The organism is Planobispora longispora, assembly GCF_016863135.1.
Lineage (GTDB): Bacteria > Actinomycetota > Actinomycetes > Streptosporangiales > Streptosporangiaceae > Planobispora > Planobispora longispora.
The window spans coordinates 32,299-49,599 of sequence record NZ_BOOH01000001.1; the positions used below are offsets into that span (position 1 = coordinate 32,299).

Annotated in this window: 16 protein-coding genes; 7 read left to right on the top strand and 9 right to left on the bottom strand. The window is 70.1% G+C overall.

Going from position 1 to position 17,301, the window contains the following annotated elements; genetic code table 11:
* Genes Plo01_RS00120 through Plo01_RS00155 form a run of 8 tightly spaced genes read right to left on the bottom strand, consistent with a single transcriptional unit; the run spans position 1 to position 8,630 of the window.
* Positions 1-297 (bottom strand): hypothetical protein, encoded by a 297-nt coding sequence (locus tag Plo01_RS00120; protein ID WP_203888355.1) that lies wholly within the window; start codon positions 295-297, stop codon positions 1-3.
* On the bottom strand, positions 294-1,361 hold the full coding sequence (locus Plo01_RS00125) for an FAS1-like dehydratase domain-containing protein (protein ID WP_203888356.1): 1,068 nt from the start codon (positions 1,359-1,361) through the stop codon (positions 294-296). Before Plo01_RS00125 ends, Plo01_RS00120 begins: the two co-directional genes overlap by 4 nt.
* The gene (locus Plo01_RS00130; protein ID WP_203888357.1) at positions 1,355-2,560 is read right to left on the bottom strand and encodes a cytochrome P450; all 1,206 of its coding nucleotides are present in this window, start codon (positions 2,558-2,560) and stop codon (positions 1,355-1,357) included. Before Plo01_RS00130 ends, Plo01_RS00125 begins: the two co-directional genes overlap by 7 nt.
* Positions 2,557-3,411 (bottom strand): SDR family NAD(P)-dependent oxidoreductase, encoded by an 855-nt coding sequence (locus Plo01_RS00135; protein ID WP_203888358.1) that lies wholly within the window; start codon positions 3,409-3,411, stop codon positions 2,557-2,559. Before Plo01_RS00135 ends, Plo01_RS00130 begins: the two co-directional genes overlap by 4 nt.
* A gap of 45 nt (positions 3,412-3,456) precedes the next feature.
* A complete protein-coding gene (locus Plo01_RS00140) occupies positions 3,457-4,344 on the bottom strand; it encodes an SMP-30/gluconolactonase/LRE family protein (RefSeq protein ID WP_203888359.1) in 888 nt (295 codons plus the stop codon).
* A 7-nt stretch (positions 4,345-4,351) separates the two neighbouring features.
* Positions 4,352-6,451 (bottom strand): CaiB/BaiF CoA-transferase family protein, encoded by a 2,100-nt coding sequence (locus tag Plo01_RS00145; protein ID WP_203888360.1) that lies wholly within the window; start codon positions 6,449-6,451, stop codon positions 4,352-4,354.
* Entirely contained in the window at positions 6,448-7,455 is a 1,008-nt protein-coding gene (locus Plo01_RS00150) for an acyl-CoA dehydrogenase family protein (protein WP_203888361.1), read from the bottom strand. The genes Plo01_RS00145 and Plo01_RS00150 overlap by 4 nt, the downstream gene beginning before the upstream one ends.
* An 8-nt stretch (positions 7,456-7,463) precedes the next feature.
* A complete protein-coding gene (locus Plo01_RS00155) occupies positions 7,464-8,630 on the bottom strand; it encodes an acyl-CoA dehydrogenase family protein (RefSeq protein WP_203888362.1) in 1,167 nt (388 codons plus the stop codon).
* Between the two features lie 98 nt (positions 8,631-8,728).
* Here Plo01_RS00155 and Plo01_RS00160 point away from each other — a divergent pair, with 98 nt between their 5' ends.
* Entirely contained in the window at positions 8,729-9,187 is a 459-nt protein-coding gene (locus Plo01_RS00160; RefSeq protein ID WP_203888363.1) for a MarR family winged helix-turn-helix transcriptional regulator, read from the top strand.
* A 5-nt stretch (positions 9,188-9,192) separates the two neighbouring features.
* Here the strand turns inward: Plo01_RS00160 and Plo01_RS00165 are convergent, their stop codons facing one another.
* Entirely contained in the window at positions 9,193-10,392 is a 1,200-nt protein-coding gene (locus Plo01_RS00165; RefSeq protein WP_203888364.1) for a DegT/DnrJ/EryC1/StrS family aminotransferase, read from the bottom strand.
* A 105-nt stretch (positions 10,393-10,497) separates the two neighbouring features.
* Here Plo01_RS00165 and Plo01_RS00170 point away from each other — a divergent pair, with 105 nt between their 5' ends.
* From Plo01_RS00170 to Plo01_RS00195, 6 genes are read left to right on the top strand one after another with little or no spacing between them, the layout of a single operon-like run.
* The gene (locus Plo01_RS00170) at positions 10,498-11,748 is read left to right on the top strand and encodes an LLM class flavin-dependent oxidoreductase (protein ID WP_203888365.1); all 1,251 of its coding nucleotides are present in this window, start codon (positions 10,498-10,500) and stop codon (positions 11,746-11,748) included.
* A gap of 6 nt (positions 11,749-11,754) precedes the next feature.
* A complete protein-coding gene (locus Plo01_RS00175) occupies positions 11,755-12,927 on the top strand; it encodes an amidohydrolase family protein (RefSeq protein WP_203888366.1) in 1,173 nt (390 codons plus the stop codon).
* A complete protein-coding gene (locus tag Plo01_RS00180) occupies positions 12,924-14,867 on the top strand; it encodes a CaiB/BaiF CoA-transferase family protein (protein WP_203888367.1) in 1,944 nt (647 codons plus the stop codon). Before Plo01_RS00175 ends, Plo01_RS00180 begins: the two co-directional genes overlap by 4 nt.
* Positions 14,864-16,036 carry a thiolase family protein gene (locus Plo01_RS00185; protein WP_203888368.1) on the top strand — a complete coding sequence of 391 codons (1,173 nt, stop codon included), beginning with the start codon at positions 14,864-14,866 and terminating at the stop codon, positions 16,034-16,036. The genes Plo01_RS00180 and Plo01_RS00185 overlap by 4 nt, the downstream gene beginning before the upstream one ends.
* The gene (locus tag Plo01_RS00190; RefSeq protein ID WP_203888369.1) at positions 16,033-16,443 is read left to right on the top strand and encodes a Zn-ribbon domain-containing OB-fold protein; all 411 of its coding nucleotides are present in this window, start codon (positions 16,033-16,035) and stop codon (positions 16,441-16,443) included. Before Plo01_RS00185 ends, Plo01_RS00190 begins: the two co-directional genes overlap by 4 nt.
* On the top strand, positions 16,440-17,294 hold the full coding sequence (locus Plo01_RS00195) for an SDR family NAD(P)-dependent oxidoreductase (RefSeq protein ID WP_203888370.1): 855 nt from the start codon (positions 16,440-16,442) through the stop codon (positions 17,292-17,294). Before Plo01_RS00190 ends, Plo01_RS00195 begins: the two co-directional genes overlap by 4 nt.
* Positions 17,295-17,301 lie beyond the last annotated feature (7 nt).

Genomic DNA, 17,301 nt, shown 5'->3' on the forward strand with positions numbered 1-17,301 from the left:
TCAGTCCGAGGAGGGCAGGGCCTTGGCGGCCTTGATGGTCAGGGCCTGCCCGCCGAGCGTCAGCTGCCCGGTGCCCGCCTTGGTGACCAGCACCTCCAGGTCGCCGGAGGCGTCGCTGTAGCGCTTGCCGATGAGCAGGTCGTGCCCGTCCCCCGGGCCGGGGGTGGCGAGCTGGTCGTGGGGGATCATCGGGACGCCGCCGCAGCGCAGGTCCACCTCGTCGCCCGGCGCGCGGATGACGATGATCTCCGCTTCGGAGACGGCGCTGCGCAGCCGTATACCCGGATGCAGTTTCACGGATAACCTCCTGACCGGTGATCGGCCACCTCGGGGAAGGACGGGCCGAGCGAGGCGCCCCGCGCGGGCAGCCGTACGGTGGCCAGGCCGGTCGCGGTGACCGACCCGGCCTGGTTGACGTTCTCGAGCTCGATCTGGATCTCGTCGCCGTCGATCCTGGTGACCGAACCCCTCACGGTGTTGGTGTCGCCGACCAGGTTGGGACGGCGGAGCCTGGCGTCCAGCCGCAGCAGGGTGCCGTGGTCGCCCATCCAGTCGGTGACGGCCTGGATGAGCCAGCAGATGCGCTGCGGACCGTAGTCGAAGCTGGCGGCCTGGGCGCGGTTGCTCCGCGCGTACTCGGGGTCGGCCCGGCCGCCAGCGCCCAGGTCGATCGCCCCGTCCTCGACGTGGCGCGAGCGGTGCGGGCTGAGCGCGGCGTGAGCGAACAGGTAGAGCTCGGTGGTCGTGTAGGTGCCCCTGGGCAATTCGGGGATGGGCTCGCCCACGCGCACGTCCTCGTGGTAGCGGGGCTCGGGACCGCGGCGCACCCGCTCCCATACGAGCGGGTCGGGGGCGATGCGCGGACCGGGCTCGCGAGTGGAGCCGACTCCTCGCCCGGGGTTGGCGAAGCGCAGCATGTCGGTGCGCATGGTGGCGACCAGTTCCTCGCGGGAGTTCCAGTACTCGGTGCGGCCGGTGCACACGCATGCCTCGCCGATCTGCGGCATGGTCACCCGTTTGATCGACTCCGGCGTCTCGACACCGCGCACCCGGTCGCCGATCCAGATCCGCCGGTGCCACTCGATGCGAGAGCCCAGGTAGAGCATGGTGAGGTCGCGGGTGGCGATGTCCTCGTGCGGGATGTGCCCCCAGATGGCGGCGTTGGCCCCGAACTCGATCGAGAATAGGAACGCCGGGGAGGCCACGACCTCACGAAAGCGCGGGTTGTAATCGCCCGCCCCTTCACTGAAGCGCCAGAGCCATTCGTCGGTGACGGTCCGCCAGGATCTGCCGGGAATCGGGGTGCCGAGCCCTTCCTGGTAGGCATTCTCGAACTCGTCCAGTGTCGTGATCTTCACCATGTGACCGGCAACTCCGTCATGCCGCCGGTGAGCACGCCTTCCAGGTACACCGGATCACCGGCGAGGGCGAGGCCGGGCAGCCGCTTGAGCAGAACACCGATGCCCACCTGCAGCTCCATGGTCGCCAGCGCGGCGCCGATGCAGCGGTGCAGGCCGTGGCTGAAGGTCAGATGCGGGTTGTGCTTGCGGGCCAGGTCGAACCGGCCGGGGTCGTCGAAGGCACGGTCGTCGTGGTTGGCGGAGCCGAGATCGACCATGACGGCCTCGCCCTGCTTGATCATGACTCCGGCGAGCTCGACGTCCTCGGCGGCGGCGAACGGCACCAGCCCGACCCTGCCCTCGACCTCCTTGCCCATCTCCATGCCCGCGTGCCGGAGGATCTCCTCCACCGCCGGGCCGATCCTGGCCTCGACGTCCTCGGCGAGGTAGGCCCGGTGCTCCGGATTGAGCAGCAACGACATCACTCCCTGCTCCATGAAGTTGGCGGTGTTGTCGAAACCGCCGAGCACGAGCAGCATCGCGATCTCGACGATCTCCCCGTCGGTGAGCCGGTCGTCGGCTTCCTGCGCCGCAGCCAGAGCACTGAGCAGGTCGTCCTGCGGCTGGCTCCGCCTGGCCGTGATCAGCTCAGACAGGTACATGAACAAGGACGCCGCGTGCTCGATCACGGTCTCCTCGGCCATCCCCGAGGTCGAGAGCAGGGCGTGGCTCCACTTCACGAAGTCCGTCCGCCCTTCGGGGGGAACGCCGAGCAGGTCGCCGATGACCTGGATCGGCAGCGGCAAGGCATAGGCCTCGACCAGGTTCGCGCTGGCACGCCCGGCCGTCATCTCGTCGATGAGCCGGTGGGCCAGTGCCTCAGTCGAGGGGCGCAGCTTCTCCACACGCCGCATGGTGAACGCCTTGGCCACCAGCCTGCGCAGCCGGGTGTGGTCGGGTGGGTCCATGAACTGCAGGGTCTTGGTGAGGAACTCGGGGAACTCGATGGCGTACGGCACGACCCGCCCGTCGTGGAAGGGTTTGCGGACGAAGCGCCGGTCCTCCAGCATCTGACGGCACGCCTCGTAGCCGTGGATGACCCAGGCGTCGCCGCCGTACTCGAAGCTCACCCTGGTCATCGGCCGGTCGGCGTGCAGGGCTCGGATGATCTCCATTCCCTCCGCCGCGGAGACCGGCCCGAAGGGGAAGGTGGCGGTCACGGCTTGGCTCCTGTCAGGTCGGTGATCTCGGCCAGCCGCTCGGCCACCGTCTCGGGGGTCAGCTTGGGATCGTGGATGCCCGGCGTGTTGACCACGACCATGCGCGAGACGTAGCCTCCGGCGGCGTTGAGCACCTCGCCGGTGATGGCGCAGTCCGGATGCGCCAGGTACGCGGCGACCGGCGCGACCAGGTCGGGCGGCATGTGCTCGTGCATGAACTCGGCCGTGCCGGGCGGCAGTGCCGGACCGGCCAGGTCCATCAGGCGGGTTCCGGCGCCAGGTGAGACGGCATTGACCTTGATGCCGTGCTCCTCGCCCGCGATGGCCAGGTTCCGGGTCAGCCCGTAGACGGCCCCCTTGGCCGCGCCGTAGTGGACCATCTGCGGCTGACCGGTCATCGCACCGGAGATCGTGTTGACGATCCGGCCGCTGCCCGAGGCGACCAGGTACGGCCACGCCGTACGGCTGAGCATGAGGCTGCCCAAGTAGTGCACGTCCAGGAAGTCCTGGTAGACCGCCGGGTCCAGCTCGCGGAAATCGCCGAGACGATAGGTGCCGGCATTGTTGACGACGGCGTCGAGGCGGCCGAACGTCTCGACAGCAAGCGAGACGATGGCCTCGGCTCCGTCGGTGACGGAGTCCGCGCTCGCCACCGCCGTACCACCGTCGGCTTTGATCTCGGCGACGACGGCTTCGGCGACCTCGCTGGAGGGACCCTTGCCCTCGGGGTCGCCGCCCAGGTCGTTGACGACGACGTGGGCACCGCGCGCGGCGAGCAGTTTGGCATACGCGCGGCCTATACCGCGCCCCGCGCCCGTCACGATGACGACGCGGCCGGTGAAGTCCAGCATGGTGGTCTCCTCAGTGGGTGGTCGGCACTTGGATCCCGGCGGGCTTCATGGGCGTGCCTCCCCTCCGGACACGTCGACCTCGGCGACCCAGATCGAGCCCCGGCCCTCCTGGCGGGACTTCTCGTGGTCGAAGACCTCGAAGCCACAGGCCAGGTAGAGGGTGCGGCGGCCGGGTCCGCCCAGGCCGCAGGCGGTGCTGATGCCTGCCTCCGCCTGTGGCACGGCGATCTCGGCGAGGATCTCGCCGCCCTCCGCGACGCGGATCGCCCGACCGGTGATGACCATGGCCACCCAGGCGGCGCCCTCGGCGTCCAGGCACATGCCGTCGGGCATGTCGCCGAGGTCGGCGAAGACGCGGTGGCCGGACAGGTCGCCGGAGACCTCGACGTCGAAGGCGGCCAGCCGGTTGGCGAAGGCCTCCGCGGTGACCAGCATGCCGCCGTCCGCGGACAGGGCGATGCCGTTGGCACCCATCAGGTGCTCGGAGCCCTTGGCGACCCTGGCGGAGCCGTCCGGCTCGACGATGATGATGGGCGAGGGGACGGGCTGCTCCCCCGCCCACAGGTCGAAGCCGAGCTGGGTGACGTAGGCGCGGCCGGTCGCGTCGACGACCATGTCGTTGATCGGGCCGATGGCCAGCTCGCGCAGGTCGGCGTGGAGGCTCGCGATGCCGTCCTCAACGACGAGCACGACCTTCTCGAACATCGAGTTGACCAGCATCCGGGCATCGGGCAGGAAGCCGGTGCCGACCGGGACGATCTCGGCGCCGTCCAGGGCTCGGCGGCCGTTCAGATCGAGGAGCGTTTCGGCGTTGCCGCTCTCGTCCAGGGCGGTGATGCGGCGGTTGTACATGTCGGTGAAGTGGAAGCGGCCCTCGTGCCAGCGGGGGCATTCGGTCCAGCTGAAGCCGGTGGCCAGCCTGGTGACGTTCATGGGGTCCTCACAGGTGGGCGGGGCGGGTGCCGATGACGCCGCGGGTGGCGAGGGCTTCGACCTGGTCGGGCGTGAGGTCGAGCACCTCGGCGTTGTGCTGGCCGAGGGTGGGTGGCGGCAGGTACGACCACCGCTCGATGCCCGAGTAGCGGTACGGCACGACGGGGAGGCGGATCGGGCCGGTGACCGGGTGGTCGACCTCTTCGAACAGGCGCGTCAGGCTCTCGTGGATGAACCGGGGATCGGCGAGCTCGGCGGCCGGGATGTCGCGCTCCCGCAGCGCGGCGACCAGCTCGCCCGCGTCCTGACCGGCTGTCCACTCGGCCAGTTCTCGATCCATCAGGTCGTGCTGGGCTTCGCGGCCCGCGAGGCGGTCCAGGTCGGAATCGGTGAGCCAGCGGGGCAGCTTGGCGAGGTCACGCAGCGAGGCCCACTGGTCATCGGTCATCACGGAGATCGCCACCCAGCTCTCGGTGCCCGCGCAGGGGTAGGCGCCCTGAGGGGCGATGCCCGGGGTGCGATTTCCGATTCTCCCCTCCACCGAGCTCTCCGCCGAGCCGGTGGCCATGGTGATCGCCGCCTCGACCAGCGGCGCCTCCACCAGGACCCCCCTTCCCAGGCGGAGCGCGGCCAGCAGGGCGAAGACCGCGTTCGCGCCGCCCATGGGATCAGAGGGGCCGCTGGGGTTGGTGGGCGGCCCGCCGGGATAGCCGGTCGTCCAGCACAGGCCGGAGTACTGCTCGACGGTCTGGGCGTAGCCGACCCGCTCACGCAGCGGACCTGTCAGCCCGAAGGCGGGCATCCGCAGCATGACCAGCGCGGGGTTGAGGGCGTGCACGCCCTCCCAGTCCAGGCCGAGATTGTCCAGCACGCGGGGCGCGAAGTTCTCCAGCAGCACGTCGGACTCGGCGATCAGCCGCTTGAGCAGGCTGAGCCCTTCCGGGTCTGTGAGGTCGAGCGTGATGCCCTTCTTGTTGTGGTTGGCGCCCAGGTAGAACGGGCCGCGTTCCCACCACAGCTCCTGGCGCGGATCGCCGTTGAGCAGCCGCGCGCCGTCCACCCGCCGCGTCGATTCGACCTTCAGGACATCCGCGCCGAGCGAGCCGAGCAGGGTGGCGGCGAACGAGCCCGCCCACCAGGTGCCGAGGTCGAGCACGCGCAGTCCGGACAGAGGCCGCTGCCCTGTCTTCGTCTCACGGTGCCGAAGGGGCGGGCCGCCGGGGCGCGGCCGCCGGCCGTCGATGAGGAAGGGCACGTCGGGGCGGCCCTCGCGGAAGAATCCGCGCTCGATCATGTGCGGGTCGTTCACCACTGTCGTGGCGCTGTGCACGGGCGAACAAGGGATCCGCAGCAGCGCGGCCTGCTCCAGGATGTGGGCGGTGGTGTGGCGCCTGGTCCAGCTCTGGACGATCTCGTTCCACTCCTCGGCGCGCCGGTAACGGCCGTAGTGAGTGGTCAGTTCCTCATCGGCGAGCAGGTCGGGCCGCTCAATGAGGATCATGAAGTCCTGGAGGTTCTGCGCGGAGGCGAGGTTGAAGCCCACCCAGCCGTCGAGCGTGGGCTCCACTGACGGGCTGAGTCGGTGCCGCAGGATCGCCGGTTCCCGCGAATCGCCGCGCAGGGCGGCCGCGGCGTCCACGAACAGGTTCGTCACGTAGGCGTGCACGTCCAGCAACGCCACGTCCACGTGCGCCGACTGGCCGCCGAGAACCGCGGCCAGCGCGCCGCCCGCCGCCAGCGCCCCGGCCACCCACTCCGCCGGACGGCCCCCCGCCATCAGCGGATAGGAGTCCGGCAGGCCGCGCAGGCGCAGCGACCCGCTCTCCGCCTGCAGGGTGAAGTCCGTCCATGGACGCCGGGGTCCTCCTCGCCCATAGGGCGAGATGTCCACCGTGATCGGCGCGTCCGCGGGTTCGTCGGTCTCCCTGATGAGCACGTCGGCGGGCGGAAGGCTGCTCACCACGCGCTTGCCGTACGACAGGAAGCCATCCAGCCTGCCGGTGGTGAAGACCTCCGCGCCGCAGTCGGCGAACAGCTTGCCCGCGTAGGCGCCCGCGATGGTCCGCGAGTCCTCCGCGACGCGCAGTCCCGCCAACGGGGCGCTCATGATCGGCTCACCGCGAGCAGCTCGCCCAGCCCCAGCAGCCGGGCCGAGGCGCCGCCGAGGATGAGCTCGGTGCGCTTGCCCTCCAGGAAGTAGCGGTGCAGCGGATAGTCCAGGTCGGTTCCCAGTCCCCCGTGCAGGTGCTGGGCGGTGTGCAGGACCCGGGGACCGGCGTCGCAGGCCCACCAGGCGGCGATCTCCACCTCCTCGGCGGCGTCCCGCCCTTCGGTCAGCCGCCACGCCGCCTGCCAGGCGGTCAGCCGCATGCCTTCCACGTCGATGTAGGCGTCGGCGATGCGCTGGCGGGCGGCCTGGAAGGCGCCGAGCGGACGGCCGAACTGCTCACGGGTGCGGAGATGTTCGGCGGTCAGGTCCAGCGCCGCCGCGGCGCATCCCGCCTGCTGGACGCAGTACGCGGCGGTGATGCGAGGCAGCAGCCACTCCAGCACCTGGGCGCTCTCGCCCGGAGGGCGTAGCACGTCGGCGACGGTGATCACGGCGTCGTCCAGGCGCAGCGCGAACTCCGGCTCGCCGGTCAGGGTGTCCTGACGCCGGAGCTCCACCCCATGGCCGGCGGGATCGACCAGGAACAGGCCGTCGTCCGCGGCCACGAGGATGCGCTGGGCACGGTCGGCCTGTGGGACGAAGAGATGCTCGCCGCTCAGTCGCCACCCGTCCTTGTCCGGTACGGCTTGCGCACGGCCCGGTTCGAGTGCCGCGGGAAGTGCGCTGTCCCCCGCGCAGACCGGCGGGATCAGGCGTGCTCGCTGCTCGCGCGTCCCGAACTCGGCGACCAGCAGGACGCGTTCGATCAGCGGAACTCCGGCCTCGACCAGCAGGCAGAACTCCGTGAAGGAGGCGCCGGAGCCGCCCAGCTCCTCGGGCAGGGCGATGCCGATGAGGCCGGTCTCGGCGAGAGCGGGCCACAGACGCTCCCGCGGCCCGGAGAGGATGTCGTTGGCCAGCTGCCGCACGCTCAGCTGATCCTCGTCGAAGGTGAAGTCCATGGTGGCTCCTAGCGCTTGGCGCGTGGCATGCCCAGACCGAGCTGGGCGATGAGGTCGCGCTGGATCTCGTTGGCTCCCCCGATGAAGGTCATGACGTGGACGGACCGGTACGACTTGGGCAGCGAACCGTCCAGGACCGCGCCGGGCGACTCGCGGGTCAGGTAGCCGCGCCGTCCGGCCAGTTCCATGAGCACCTCGGTCAGCTCGACGTGGAGCTGGCTGCCGAAGACCTTGGCGGCCGAGGCGTCGGCGGCGGCCAGCCGCCCGGCATCGACAGCGGCGGCGGCCTTGGCGTTGAGCAGCCGCAAGAATTCGATCTTGGCGTGCATCCTGGCCAGGTGCATCCGCGTGTGCGGCTGGTCCAGCAAGCCTTCCCGGGCAGCCCAGCGAACGGCCCGCTCCAGTTGCGCGGCCAGACCCGCCGAGGGCGCGAGCGCGATCCGCTCGAAGTTGAGCTGGCCGGTCACCAGTGGCCAACCCTTGTTCTCTCCCCCGATACAGGCGTCGATCGGTACCCGGACCTCGTCGAAGCCGACGGAGGCGACCGAGTGGTCGCCCATGGTGCGCAGCCGGGTGGAGCTGATGCCATCCGCGTGGCGGGGCACCAGGAAGACCGAGATGCCCCTGTGTTTGGGCGCTTCGGGGTCGGTCCTGGCGGCGAGCCAGATGTAGTCGGCGGCCTCCATCATCCCGGTCCACAACTTCTGCCCGGTGATGACATAGGAGTCGCCGTCCTTGACGGCGCGGGTGCATAGTGAGGCGAGGTCGGTGCCCGCCTCGGGCTCGGAGTAGCCGATGGCGAAGTGGATCTCACCTGCGAAGATGCCGGGCAGCAGGGTGGCCCTTTGCTCGTCTGTGCCGTGGGCGGCGATGGCCGGTCCCACGCTGTTGATCGTCAGCAGCGGGGTGGGCACGCTGTAGCGCGCCGCCTCCTCGGCGAAGATGGCCTGCTCCATCATCGTCCTGCCCTGCCCGCCCAGCTCGCGTGGCCAGCCGATGCCCAGCCAGCCGTCCCGTCCAAGCTGCCGGATCACCGCCCGGTAGGTGGGGGTGGCCTCCGGCGCCGAGGTGCCATTGCGTAATTCATGGCGGATCTCGGGGGTCATCAGGCGTTCGAAGTAGGCCCGCAGTTCGTCGCGGAGGGCAAGCTGGTCAGCGGTGTAGTCGAGATACATTCAGACGTCCGTCCGCCGGCGATATACTGTCGCTTGGAAACAATGTCGTAGAGACAGCGTAATCTCGTCGGCCTGTCGAGGGAAGAGCTCCAGCGAACATGACTTCAGACCCGAGCCTCACCCGCGTCCTCGACGCGTTCGGCATGATCGTCGGCCGGTGGACCGCGGTGGGGATGCAGGACCTCATCCTGGAGAGGGCCGGCGTCGAAGCGGACGCCGCCTCGATGACGCTGCTGTGGGAGCTGGCACGGGCGGGGGGTACGGCACGGCCGTCGTACCTGGCGCAGATCACCCACACCAGCGCCTCGAACATCAGCAAGGTCCTGGCCAGGATGACGGCCTGGGGACTGGTCGAGCGGACGACCGAGCCGGGTGACCTGCGCGCGGTCGCCATCACGTTGACGCCTGCCGGGCAACGGGCTGTGGAGGCGATCAACCGGGCCAGTGTGGACATGCTCGGCGAGGTCATGAAGGACTGGCCGGAGCAGGACATCGACCAGTTCGGCGACCTGCTGAACCGTTTCGCCCAGTCGGTCCGGGCGTCCTTCCTCGGGTGAGGCTCTCATGACCGGAGGGCTGCGAACGCGTCGATCTGCTCGCCGACATAGGCGATCTGGTCGTCGCTCAGCCCGTGGCTGCAGGAGATGAGGACGCCGCGCTCCAGCACCGCGTCCGCGCCCGGCAGCCCCGCCGCGGGCTGACGGAACCTCGCGTTCTTCATGAACGGCTGGCGGGCCGCGTTGCCGGTCCAGACGGTACGGGTGTCGACGCCGCGCGGCTCCAGGAAGGCCTGAAGGTCCGAGCGGTCGAAACCCGCGCCGGGATGGATGAGGAAGCAGTAGCAGAGCCAGGCGGTGTCCAGGCCTTCGGTCTGGCGGGGCGGGATGAAGCAGTCCGGGTGACGGGCGAGGATCTCGGTGTATCGGGCGAAGATCTCCTGGCGGCGCGCGATGTTCCCGGGCAGCTTGCGAAGCTGTTCCACGCCGAAGGCCGCGCAGAGCTCGGTGGGCAGGAAGTTCCAGCCCGCCTCGTCGAAGATGAACATGTCGTCGTAGCGCACGCCGTCCAGATCGGCTCGCAGGTTGCGCTCCCCGCCTCGGCGTGAGCCGTACAGCTGGATCTCCGAACGCCTGCCCCAGCCGCGCAGGGTCAGGCAGCGGTCGATCCACTCGGGGTCGTCGAGCAGGACCATGCCCCCCTGACCGGCCGCGGTGACGATGTGCGACAGCGAGAAGCTGGTGACGGAGATGTCCGCGCGCAGGCCGGTCGGGGTGCCGCGCAGCGTGGCGCCCAGGGCGTCGCAGGAGTCCTCGATCAGCTTCAGGCCGTGCCGGTCGGCGATGCGCCGGAGCCCGTCCCAGTCGGGGGCGTTGCCTGCGAGGTTCGGGATCAGCATCGCCCCGGTGTCCGGGCCGATCATCTCCTCCACCTTGGTGACGTCGATCTGGAAGGTGTCGGGCTCCACATCGGCGAAGACGGGCACCAGCCCGGCGCGCAGCAGCGCCGTCAGGTCGGTGGAGAAGGTCAGCGGGCTGGTGACGACCTCGGCGCCCGGCGGCAGGTCCAGCAGTTCCACGGCGAGCGTCAGCGCGGTCGAGCCGGAGCTGACCATCACCCCGCGCCGTTTGCCGAACAGCTCCGCCACGAGGCGCTCCATCTCCTCGACGTGCGGACCGATGCGTAACGCGTTCTGGCCCTGGGCCAGGACTCCGGCGACGGCGTCGATCTCACTCTGGTCGTACACGGCGGCGGAGTAGGTCACCCGTTGCATCGCACCGGCCTTCCGTCAAGGACTTGCTTATAGCCTATAAGCAAGAGTAAATATCACCTAGGTTAAGGACGAACAAGCCTTAAGAGATGAGGCGCCATGAAGTTCGCCGTCTTCTTGAACCCCCAGATTCCCGGCTCCGGCTACGCCGCCGAGGCCAACGCCCTGGCCAAGCGCCCGATCGGCCGCGACACCGACTCCTACCAGGCACTGCTGCACGAGGTGCGGGAGATCGCCGTGCACGCCGATCGGACCGGCTTCGATGCGCTGATGATGACCGAGCACCATTTCCACTCGGAGGGCATGGAGTTCTCGGTCAACCCGCTGATGTTCCTGACGGACCTGGCGGCGCGGACCGAGCGGATCCTGCTGGCGCCGCTGGGCCTGGTGCTGCCCGCGTGGGATCCGATCCGGGCGGCCGAGGACGTGGCGCTGCTCGACCAGTTCTCCAAGGGGCGGCTGCGCCTCGGCGTGGCGCGCGGCTACCAGAACCGGTGGATGAACGTGCTGGGCCAGCGCTGGCACGCCGCCGCGGCCCGCTCGGACGGCTCGTCCGCGGACAACCGCAACTTCGACGTCTTCGGCGAGGTGCTGAAGATCATGAAGATGGCGTGGACGTCCGAAACGCTGCATTACAAATCCGATGTCCTGGACTATGAGGTGCCTTATCCGCACGAGGGCATCGAGGGCTGGCCCGCCGTCGAGTGGACGCGGACCTTCGGCGCGCCGGGCGAGCTCGACGAGGACGGGAAGGTCCAGGCGGTCTCGGTCTGCCCGCGACCGTACCAGAACCCGCATCCGGAGCTCTGGCAGCCGTTCACCGTCTCCGACCGGTCAGTCATCCGAGCCGCGCAGGAGGACATCCTGCCGTGGATGTTCACCCCCAACCCCGACGAGCACGCGGCCAAGGCGCGGTTGTACCAGGAGGAGTCGGCCAAGCACGGACGGCGATACAAGCTGGGCGAGCACACCGGCATCCTCAAAGTGGTCGGCATCGCCGACACCCGGGAAGAGGCGATGGCCCGCTACGGCGGGGGCGTGCCCAAGGACTTCGCCGCCTTCTTCGGTCCGTTCGGCTACCTGGAGGTGCTCCGCACCAAGGAGGACCCCTCCCACGTGCCGATCTCCCCCGACAAGGGCGACATCAAGCGCATGCACCAGGTCGAGATGGCGCTGTTCGGCTCCCCCGACGACGTCAAGCGGGGCATCCAGCGCATGCTCGACCGCATGCCGGACCTGGAGTGGTTCGGCCTGTACCTGCAAGGCCAGCAGGGCGTACTCCCGCTCGACACGGTCAAGCGCAACCTGGAGCTGTTCGCCACCAAGGTCATCCCCGAGTTCGGCGGCTGAGGAGACATGGACGCTGCACTGAACGGTCTGCGCGTCGTGGACGCCGACACGCACATCACCGAACCGCACGACCTGTGGACCTCCCGCGCGCCGAAGGACTACCGGGATCGGGTCCCCCGCGTCCTCGAGGTCGACGGCGGCCCCAAGTGGGTCGTCGACGGCGCCGTTCTCGGCCGGGCCGGCGCGTCGGGCGTCGTCACCCGGGACGGCGAGCGCATCCGGGGCACCGAGTTCATCGGCTGGACGTTCGACGATGTCACCCCGGCCGCCTACCAGGTGGAGGCCCGCCTGGAGCTGATGGACCGGCTCGGTGTGTGGGCGCACATCATCTACCCCAACACCGCGGGATTCGGCGGCCAGCGCTTCGGCGACATCAAGGACCCCGTGCTGAAGCTGCTGTGCGCGACCCTCTACAACGACGCCATGGCCGAGATGCAGGAGGCCTCCGGCAGGAGGCTCTTCCCCATGGGGCTGATCCCGTGGTGGGACATCGACGCCTCGGTGGCCGAAGTGCGGCGGATGAACAGCCTGGGGTTGCGCGGCGTGAACACCACCAGCGACCCCCAGCAGGCCGGGCTGCCCGACTTCGCCGACCGCGCCTGGGATCCGCTGTGGGAGGTGTGCGCCGACCTCGGCATGCCGGTCAACTTCCACATCGGAGCCGCGCACGACAGTCTCAGCTGGTTCGGCTCCTCCCCCTGGCCGGGCCTGGGTCCCGAGCAGAAGCTCGCGGTGGGCTCGGCCATGATGTACCTGACCAACGCGCGGGTGCTGGCCAATTTCATCTACTCGGGTGTGCTGGAACGCCATCCCCGGCTGAAGATCGTCTCGGTGGAGAGCGGCATCGGCTGGATCCCGTTCTTCCTGGAGGCTCTGGAGCACCAGCTGGGTGAGACGGCTCCGGGCAGCATGGACTACCTCAGCCTGTCGCCGCGCGAGTACTTCCGGCGGCAGATCCACGCCTGCTTCTGGTTCGAGAGCGACGACATCTCCCACACAATCGACCGCGTGGGGCCGGACAACGTGCTGTTCGAGACCGATTTCCCGCATCCGACCTGCCTGTACCCCGACAGCCTGGACATCGTCGGCCCGGCCGTGGCCCAGCTGCGTCCCGAGGTGGTGCGCCGGGTGATGCAGGACAACGCCGCCCGCCTCTACAACCTGCCGCTGCCGTCGTGAGCCTGCGCGTCATGGAGGTCACCCGCACGGTCGCGGGCGGCTACTGCGGCAAGCTGCTGCGCGATGCGGGCGCCGAGGTCACCAGGACCTCCCAGGACGAGGAACGCTCGCCCTTCTGGCACTACCTGCACTCCGGTAAGGCGACCGGCCGCGCCGCCGAGGCGGACGTGCTCATCGAGGACGTCGGGATGGATCTGGACACCGTGGAGGCCGGTGTGACGGTGGTCTCCCTGTCTGCCTTCGGCCGCACCGGGCCGTGGGCGGGACGGCCCGCCGACGAATTCACCCTGCAGGCATGGTGCGGCTCGATGGGCTCGCGCGGGTTGGACGCGCCCGTATGCGCAGGCGGCAGGCTGGGCGAGTACGCGGCCGGGGCCTACGCGGCGATCGCCGCTCTCACGTCGGGGCCCTGCGCTCGCGTGGATGTCTCGATGCTGGAGGCGATGCTGCTCACGCAGAACACCTTCGGCTACCTGTTTCCCCAGCTGGGCGCGCCGGGGCCGTCCAGATCGGTGGAGCTGCCGTCGGTCGAGCCCGCCAAAGATGGATATATCGGCTTCTGTACGGTCACCGCGCAGCAGTTCCAGAGCTTCCTGCTCATGATCGGACGACCCGACTGGATGGACGACGCCGAGCTGGCCACCGCTGCGGGCAGGCGGCGCCGCCGTACCGAATTTCTTCAGGCGGTTCACGCGTGGACCACCCAAAGGACGGTCGCGGAGATCCTTGAGCTGGCCGAGGCCCTGCGCATTCCCGCCGCCCCGGTGACGTCACCCGCGTCCGTGCTGGAGGTCGAGCATTTCCGGGACTGCTTCGTTCCGGGTCATAACGGAATCCGCTGGCCCCGCATGCCGTACCGGCCTACGGGAAAGGCCGGATTCGTCGACGTACGGGGCGTCCGGGTCGTGGACATGACCGCGTTCTGGGCGGGCCCGTCGGCGACCCACCTGCTCGCCGCGCTCGGCGCCGACGTCATCAAGGTCGAGTCTCCCAGCCGTCCCGACCCCATGCGCTTCACCACCGCCCGGCCGGGCGCCGAGAACTGGTGGGAGTTTGGGCCGATCTTCCATGGCACGAATACCGGCAAGCGCGGCATCGCCCTGGATCTGCCCGCCGGGCGTGACCTGCTGCGCCGGTTGGTCGAGGTCAGCGATGTGCTGGTCGAGAACTTCACGCCGCGGGTGCTTGAGCAGCTGGATCTCACGCCGGGCCGGCTGCTCGCCTGGAATCCCGACCTGATCATCGTCCGTATGCCGGCCTTCGGCCTGAACGGACCGTGGCGTGACAAGCCCGGCTTCGCGCAGACGATGGAGCAGGTCTCCAGCCTGGCCTGGATCACCGGCGAGCCGGACCTGCCGCCCATGACGCCGAAGGCGAGCGACCCGATCGCGGGCCTGCACGCCGCCTTCGCCACCCTGGTCGCGCTCAACGGGCCGAAAGGCGTCGTGGTCGAAGCGCCGATGATCGAGGCGATCCTGAACGTCGCCGCCGAAGCCATCATCGACACCGCGGCCACCGGCGTGGTCCGCTCCCGCACTTCGCAAGGCATCTACCCGTGCGCGGGCACGGATCAGTGGCTGGCGGTCAGCGCGCAATCCGAAGAGCAGCTCGTAGGTCTCGGGCTCGGTGATCGCCCCGACCGGGACACCACGGTCGAGAGGTTGCTCGCGCACGGCATCCCGGCGGCGCCCGTGCTCACCCCAGCCGAGGCCGCCCGCAACCCGCAGCTGGAGCACCGTCGTTTCCTGCAGCGCCTCACGCACCCGATCGCCGGCCCGCTCGACCTGCCCGGCCTGCCGTACCCGCGAGGCCGGCCCTGGCTCAGCCGTCCGGCGCCGACCCTCGGACAGCACAACGACGAGATCCTCTGCGATCTCCTCGGCCAGGACCTCACCGAGCCACGCGCCCGCGGCCTGATCGGCGAAAGGCCACGGTCATGACCTGGGGCCACAGCGAACCCCTCGGCGACCTGGCGACCGGCGTCGCGATCGCCGGGATCGGAGAGGCGCCGCACACTCGCGCCTCCGGGCGCACCGCCGCCGAGATGGCCGCCGAGGCCGTGGCCGCCGCCATCGCGGACGCCGGGCTCACCCCCGCCGACATCGACGGCCTCATGTGGCATCCCGCCTTCGTCGGCCAGCTGGACGCCGACGCCTTCAGACGGCACTACCGGCACGACGGCCCCCTGTGGACCTCGGCCCAGGGCGGCGGGATGGTGTGGGCGGGAACCGCGCCGCACACGGCCGCACGCGCGCTCGCCGACGGCTCGGCCCGCCACATCGTCAACTCCTTCGCCGTCGCCTGGGCCACCCAGCGCTCCGCGATGGAGGGCGGCCCCGGCCAGAGTCACGCCCAGAAGGTCACCAAGCGACAGCTCGAGGTCCCCTTCGGCTGGTTTCCCCAGCCGGTCTACTTCGCCACCATCGCCCGCAGGCACATGCACGAGTACGGCACCACCGTCGAGCAGCTCGGACACGTGGCCGTCACCACCCGCCACCACGCCACCCTCACCCCCGGCGCGGTGATGCGCGATCGGCCGCTCACCCTCGACGCCTATCTCGCCTCGCCGCCGGTCGCCGAGCCGTTCCGCAAGGAGGACTGCTCGCTCATCTCCGACGGCGCGGGCGCCTACGTGATGACCACGGTCGAACGCGCACGAGACCTCCGGCGGCCCGTCGTCGAGGTCGCCGGAGTCGGGCTCGGCACCAGTCACACCGGCAGCCACTGGGCCCAGCAGCCCGCCTTCACCAGCACTCCGCAGGTCTTCGCCGGACCGGACGCCTTCGCGATGGCGGGGATCACCCCGTCCGAGGTCGATGTCCTGGAGCTCTACGACCCGTTCACGATCGTGACGCTCATGCAGCTGGAAGACCTCGGCTTCTGCGCGAAGGGCGAGGCCGGTCCCCTCGCGGAGAGCGGAGCGCTGAGGATCGGCGCGCGCCTGCCGACCAACACCCATGGCGGGCTGCTGTCCCACTCCTACGTTCTGGGGATCGCCCACGTCACCGAGCTGGTCCGCCGACTACGCGGGCCGGGCGCCGAGATCGGCCTCTACGGCGGCTACACCGGCGCCCAGGCCAGCACCCTCATTCTGCGGAGAGCACGATGATCTTTCCTCTGCCCGATCTCGACGAGCCCCTGACCGGCGGCTTCTGGCACGCCGCCGCGCGAGACCTTCTTGCCTTCCCTCAGTGCGCGTCATGTGAGCGCTTCTGCTGGTATCCCGAGCCGCGCTGTCCTGCCTGCGGCGGGCCCGATCTGCCGTGGACCGAGGTACGGCCGGCCGGAACGCTGTACTCCTGGAGCGTCGTGCACCATGCGTTCCTGCCCGCCTTCGCCGCCCAGGTCCCCTTCGTCGCCGCGGTCGCCGCCATCGACTCCGCGCCCGGTGTCCGCCTGGTCAGCCGCCTGCTCGGTGGCGATCCGGCGATGGACGCCCCGGTGCGGGTGGAGTTCGGCTGGCTCCGGCTCGGCGAGGACCGGGTCCGCGCTCCCTTCCTCAGGCGGGTGCCGTGACGCTTCCCTGCTCGGGCAGGCTCGCGCTGATCACCGGCGCCAGCCGCGGCATCGGCCAGGCTCTCGCGGTACGACTGGCCGCCGAGGGAGCCTTCGTGGCCGCCGTCGGCCGTACCGCGCGCCCTGGCGACGGCGCCTATCCCGGCTCACTGACGGAGACCGTCCAGCTGATCGGCGACTCCGCTCTGGCTGTCGTGGCCGACATCGCCACCGCGGAGGGCCGCAGGCGCGCGGTCGCGGAGGCGGAGCGGCACTTCGGGTTGCCCGTGACGCTCCTGGTCAACAACGCCGCCGCACCTCGCGCCTTCGACCTGCCGTTCCACCAGATGACCGAAGCCGCGTTCCGCACGGCCATGGAGGTCAACGTGTGGGCCGCATGGGACCTCGCGCGCCTGGTCATCCCGGCCATGATCTCCGGTGGTGCAGGGTGGATCCTCAACATCACCTCGGCGCAGGCCCGTCACCGCGCCGGCCCGCCGTACCGGATCACCAGATCGGGCGGCGCGTGCCTGTACGGCGGGACCAAGGCGATGGTGGATCGGCTGACCACCGGCGCGGCGATGGACCTGTACGGCAGCGGCATCGCGATCAACGCCCTGGCCCCCGAGGGAGCGGTGCTCACCGATCACGCGGCGGCGGTCGCCGATCTGCCTCCGCACCGGACCGAGCCCGTCGAAGCCTTCGTCGAGGCGGCTCTTGCCCTGCTCACCGGTCGGCTGACCGGGCGGGTCACCACGAGCCTGTCGTTGATCGTGGAGCTCGGCCTGGCCGTGCGCTCCCTCGACGGGAGCGCGCTGGTGGCCGGGTGGCAGCCGAACGAGATCGACCCGGTGCGGCTCAACGGCTCGTGAGGTCACG

Bases quoted from the DNA above. Each gene is read 5' to 3' on its own strand.
- Plo01_RS00125 (WP_203888356.1), bottom strand. From the start codon at position 1,361: ATGGTGAAGATCACGACACTGGACGAGTTCGAGAATGCCTACCAGGAA.
- Plo01_RS00135 (WP_203888358.1), bottom strand. From the start codon at position 3,411: ATGCTGGACTTCACCGGCCGCGTCGTCATCGTGACGGGCGCGGGGCGC.
- Plo01_RS00140 (WP_203888359.1), bottom strand. From the start codon at position 4,344: ATGAACGTCACCAGGCTGGCCACCGGCTTCAGCTGGACCGAATGCCCC.
- Plo01_RS00145 (WP_203888360.1), bottom strand. From the start codon at position 6,451: ATGAGCGCCCCGTTGGCGGGACTGCGCGTCGCGGAGGACTCGCGGACC.
- Plo01_RS00150 (WP_203888361.1), bottom strand. From the start codon at position 7,455: ATGGACTTCACCTTCGACGAGGATCAGCTGAGCGTGCGGCAGCTGGCC.
- Plo01_RS00155 (WP_203888362.1), bottom strand. From the start codon at position 8,630: ATGTATCTCGACTACACCGCTGACCAGCTTGCCCTCCGCGACGAACTG.
- Plo01_RS00160 (WP_203888363.1), top strand. From the start codon at position 8,729: ATGACTTCAGACCCGAGCCTCACCCGCGTCCTCGACGCGTTCGGCATG.
- Plo01_RS00170 (WP_203888365.1), top strand. From the start codon at position 10,498: ATGAAGTTCGCCGTCTTCTTGAACCCCCAGATTCCCGGCTCCGGCTAC.
- Plo01_RS00175 (WP_203888366.1), top strand. From the start codon at position 11,755: ATGGACGCTGCACTGAACGGTCTGCGCGTCGTGGACGCCGACACGCAC.
- Plo01_RS00185 (WP_203888368.1), top strand. From the start codon at position 14,864: ATGACCTGGGGCCACAGCGAACCCCTCGGCGACCTGGCGACCGGCGTC.
- Plo01_RS00190 (WP_203888369.1), top strand. From the start codon at position 16,033: ATGATCTTTCCTCTGCCCGATCTCGACGAGCCCCTGACCGGCGGCTTC.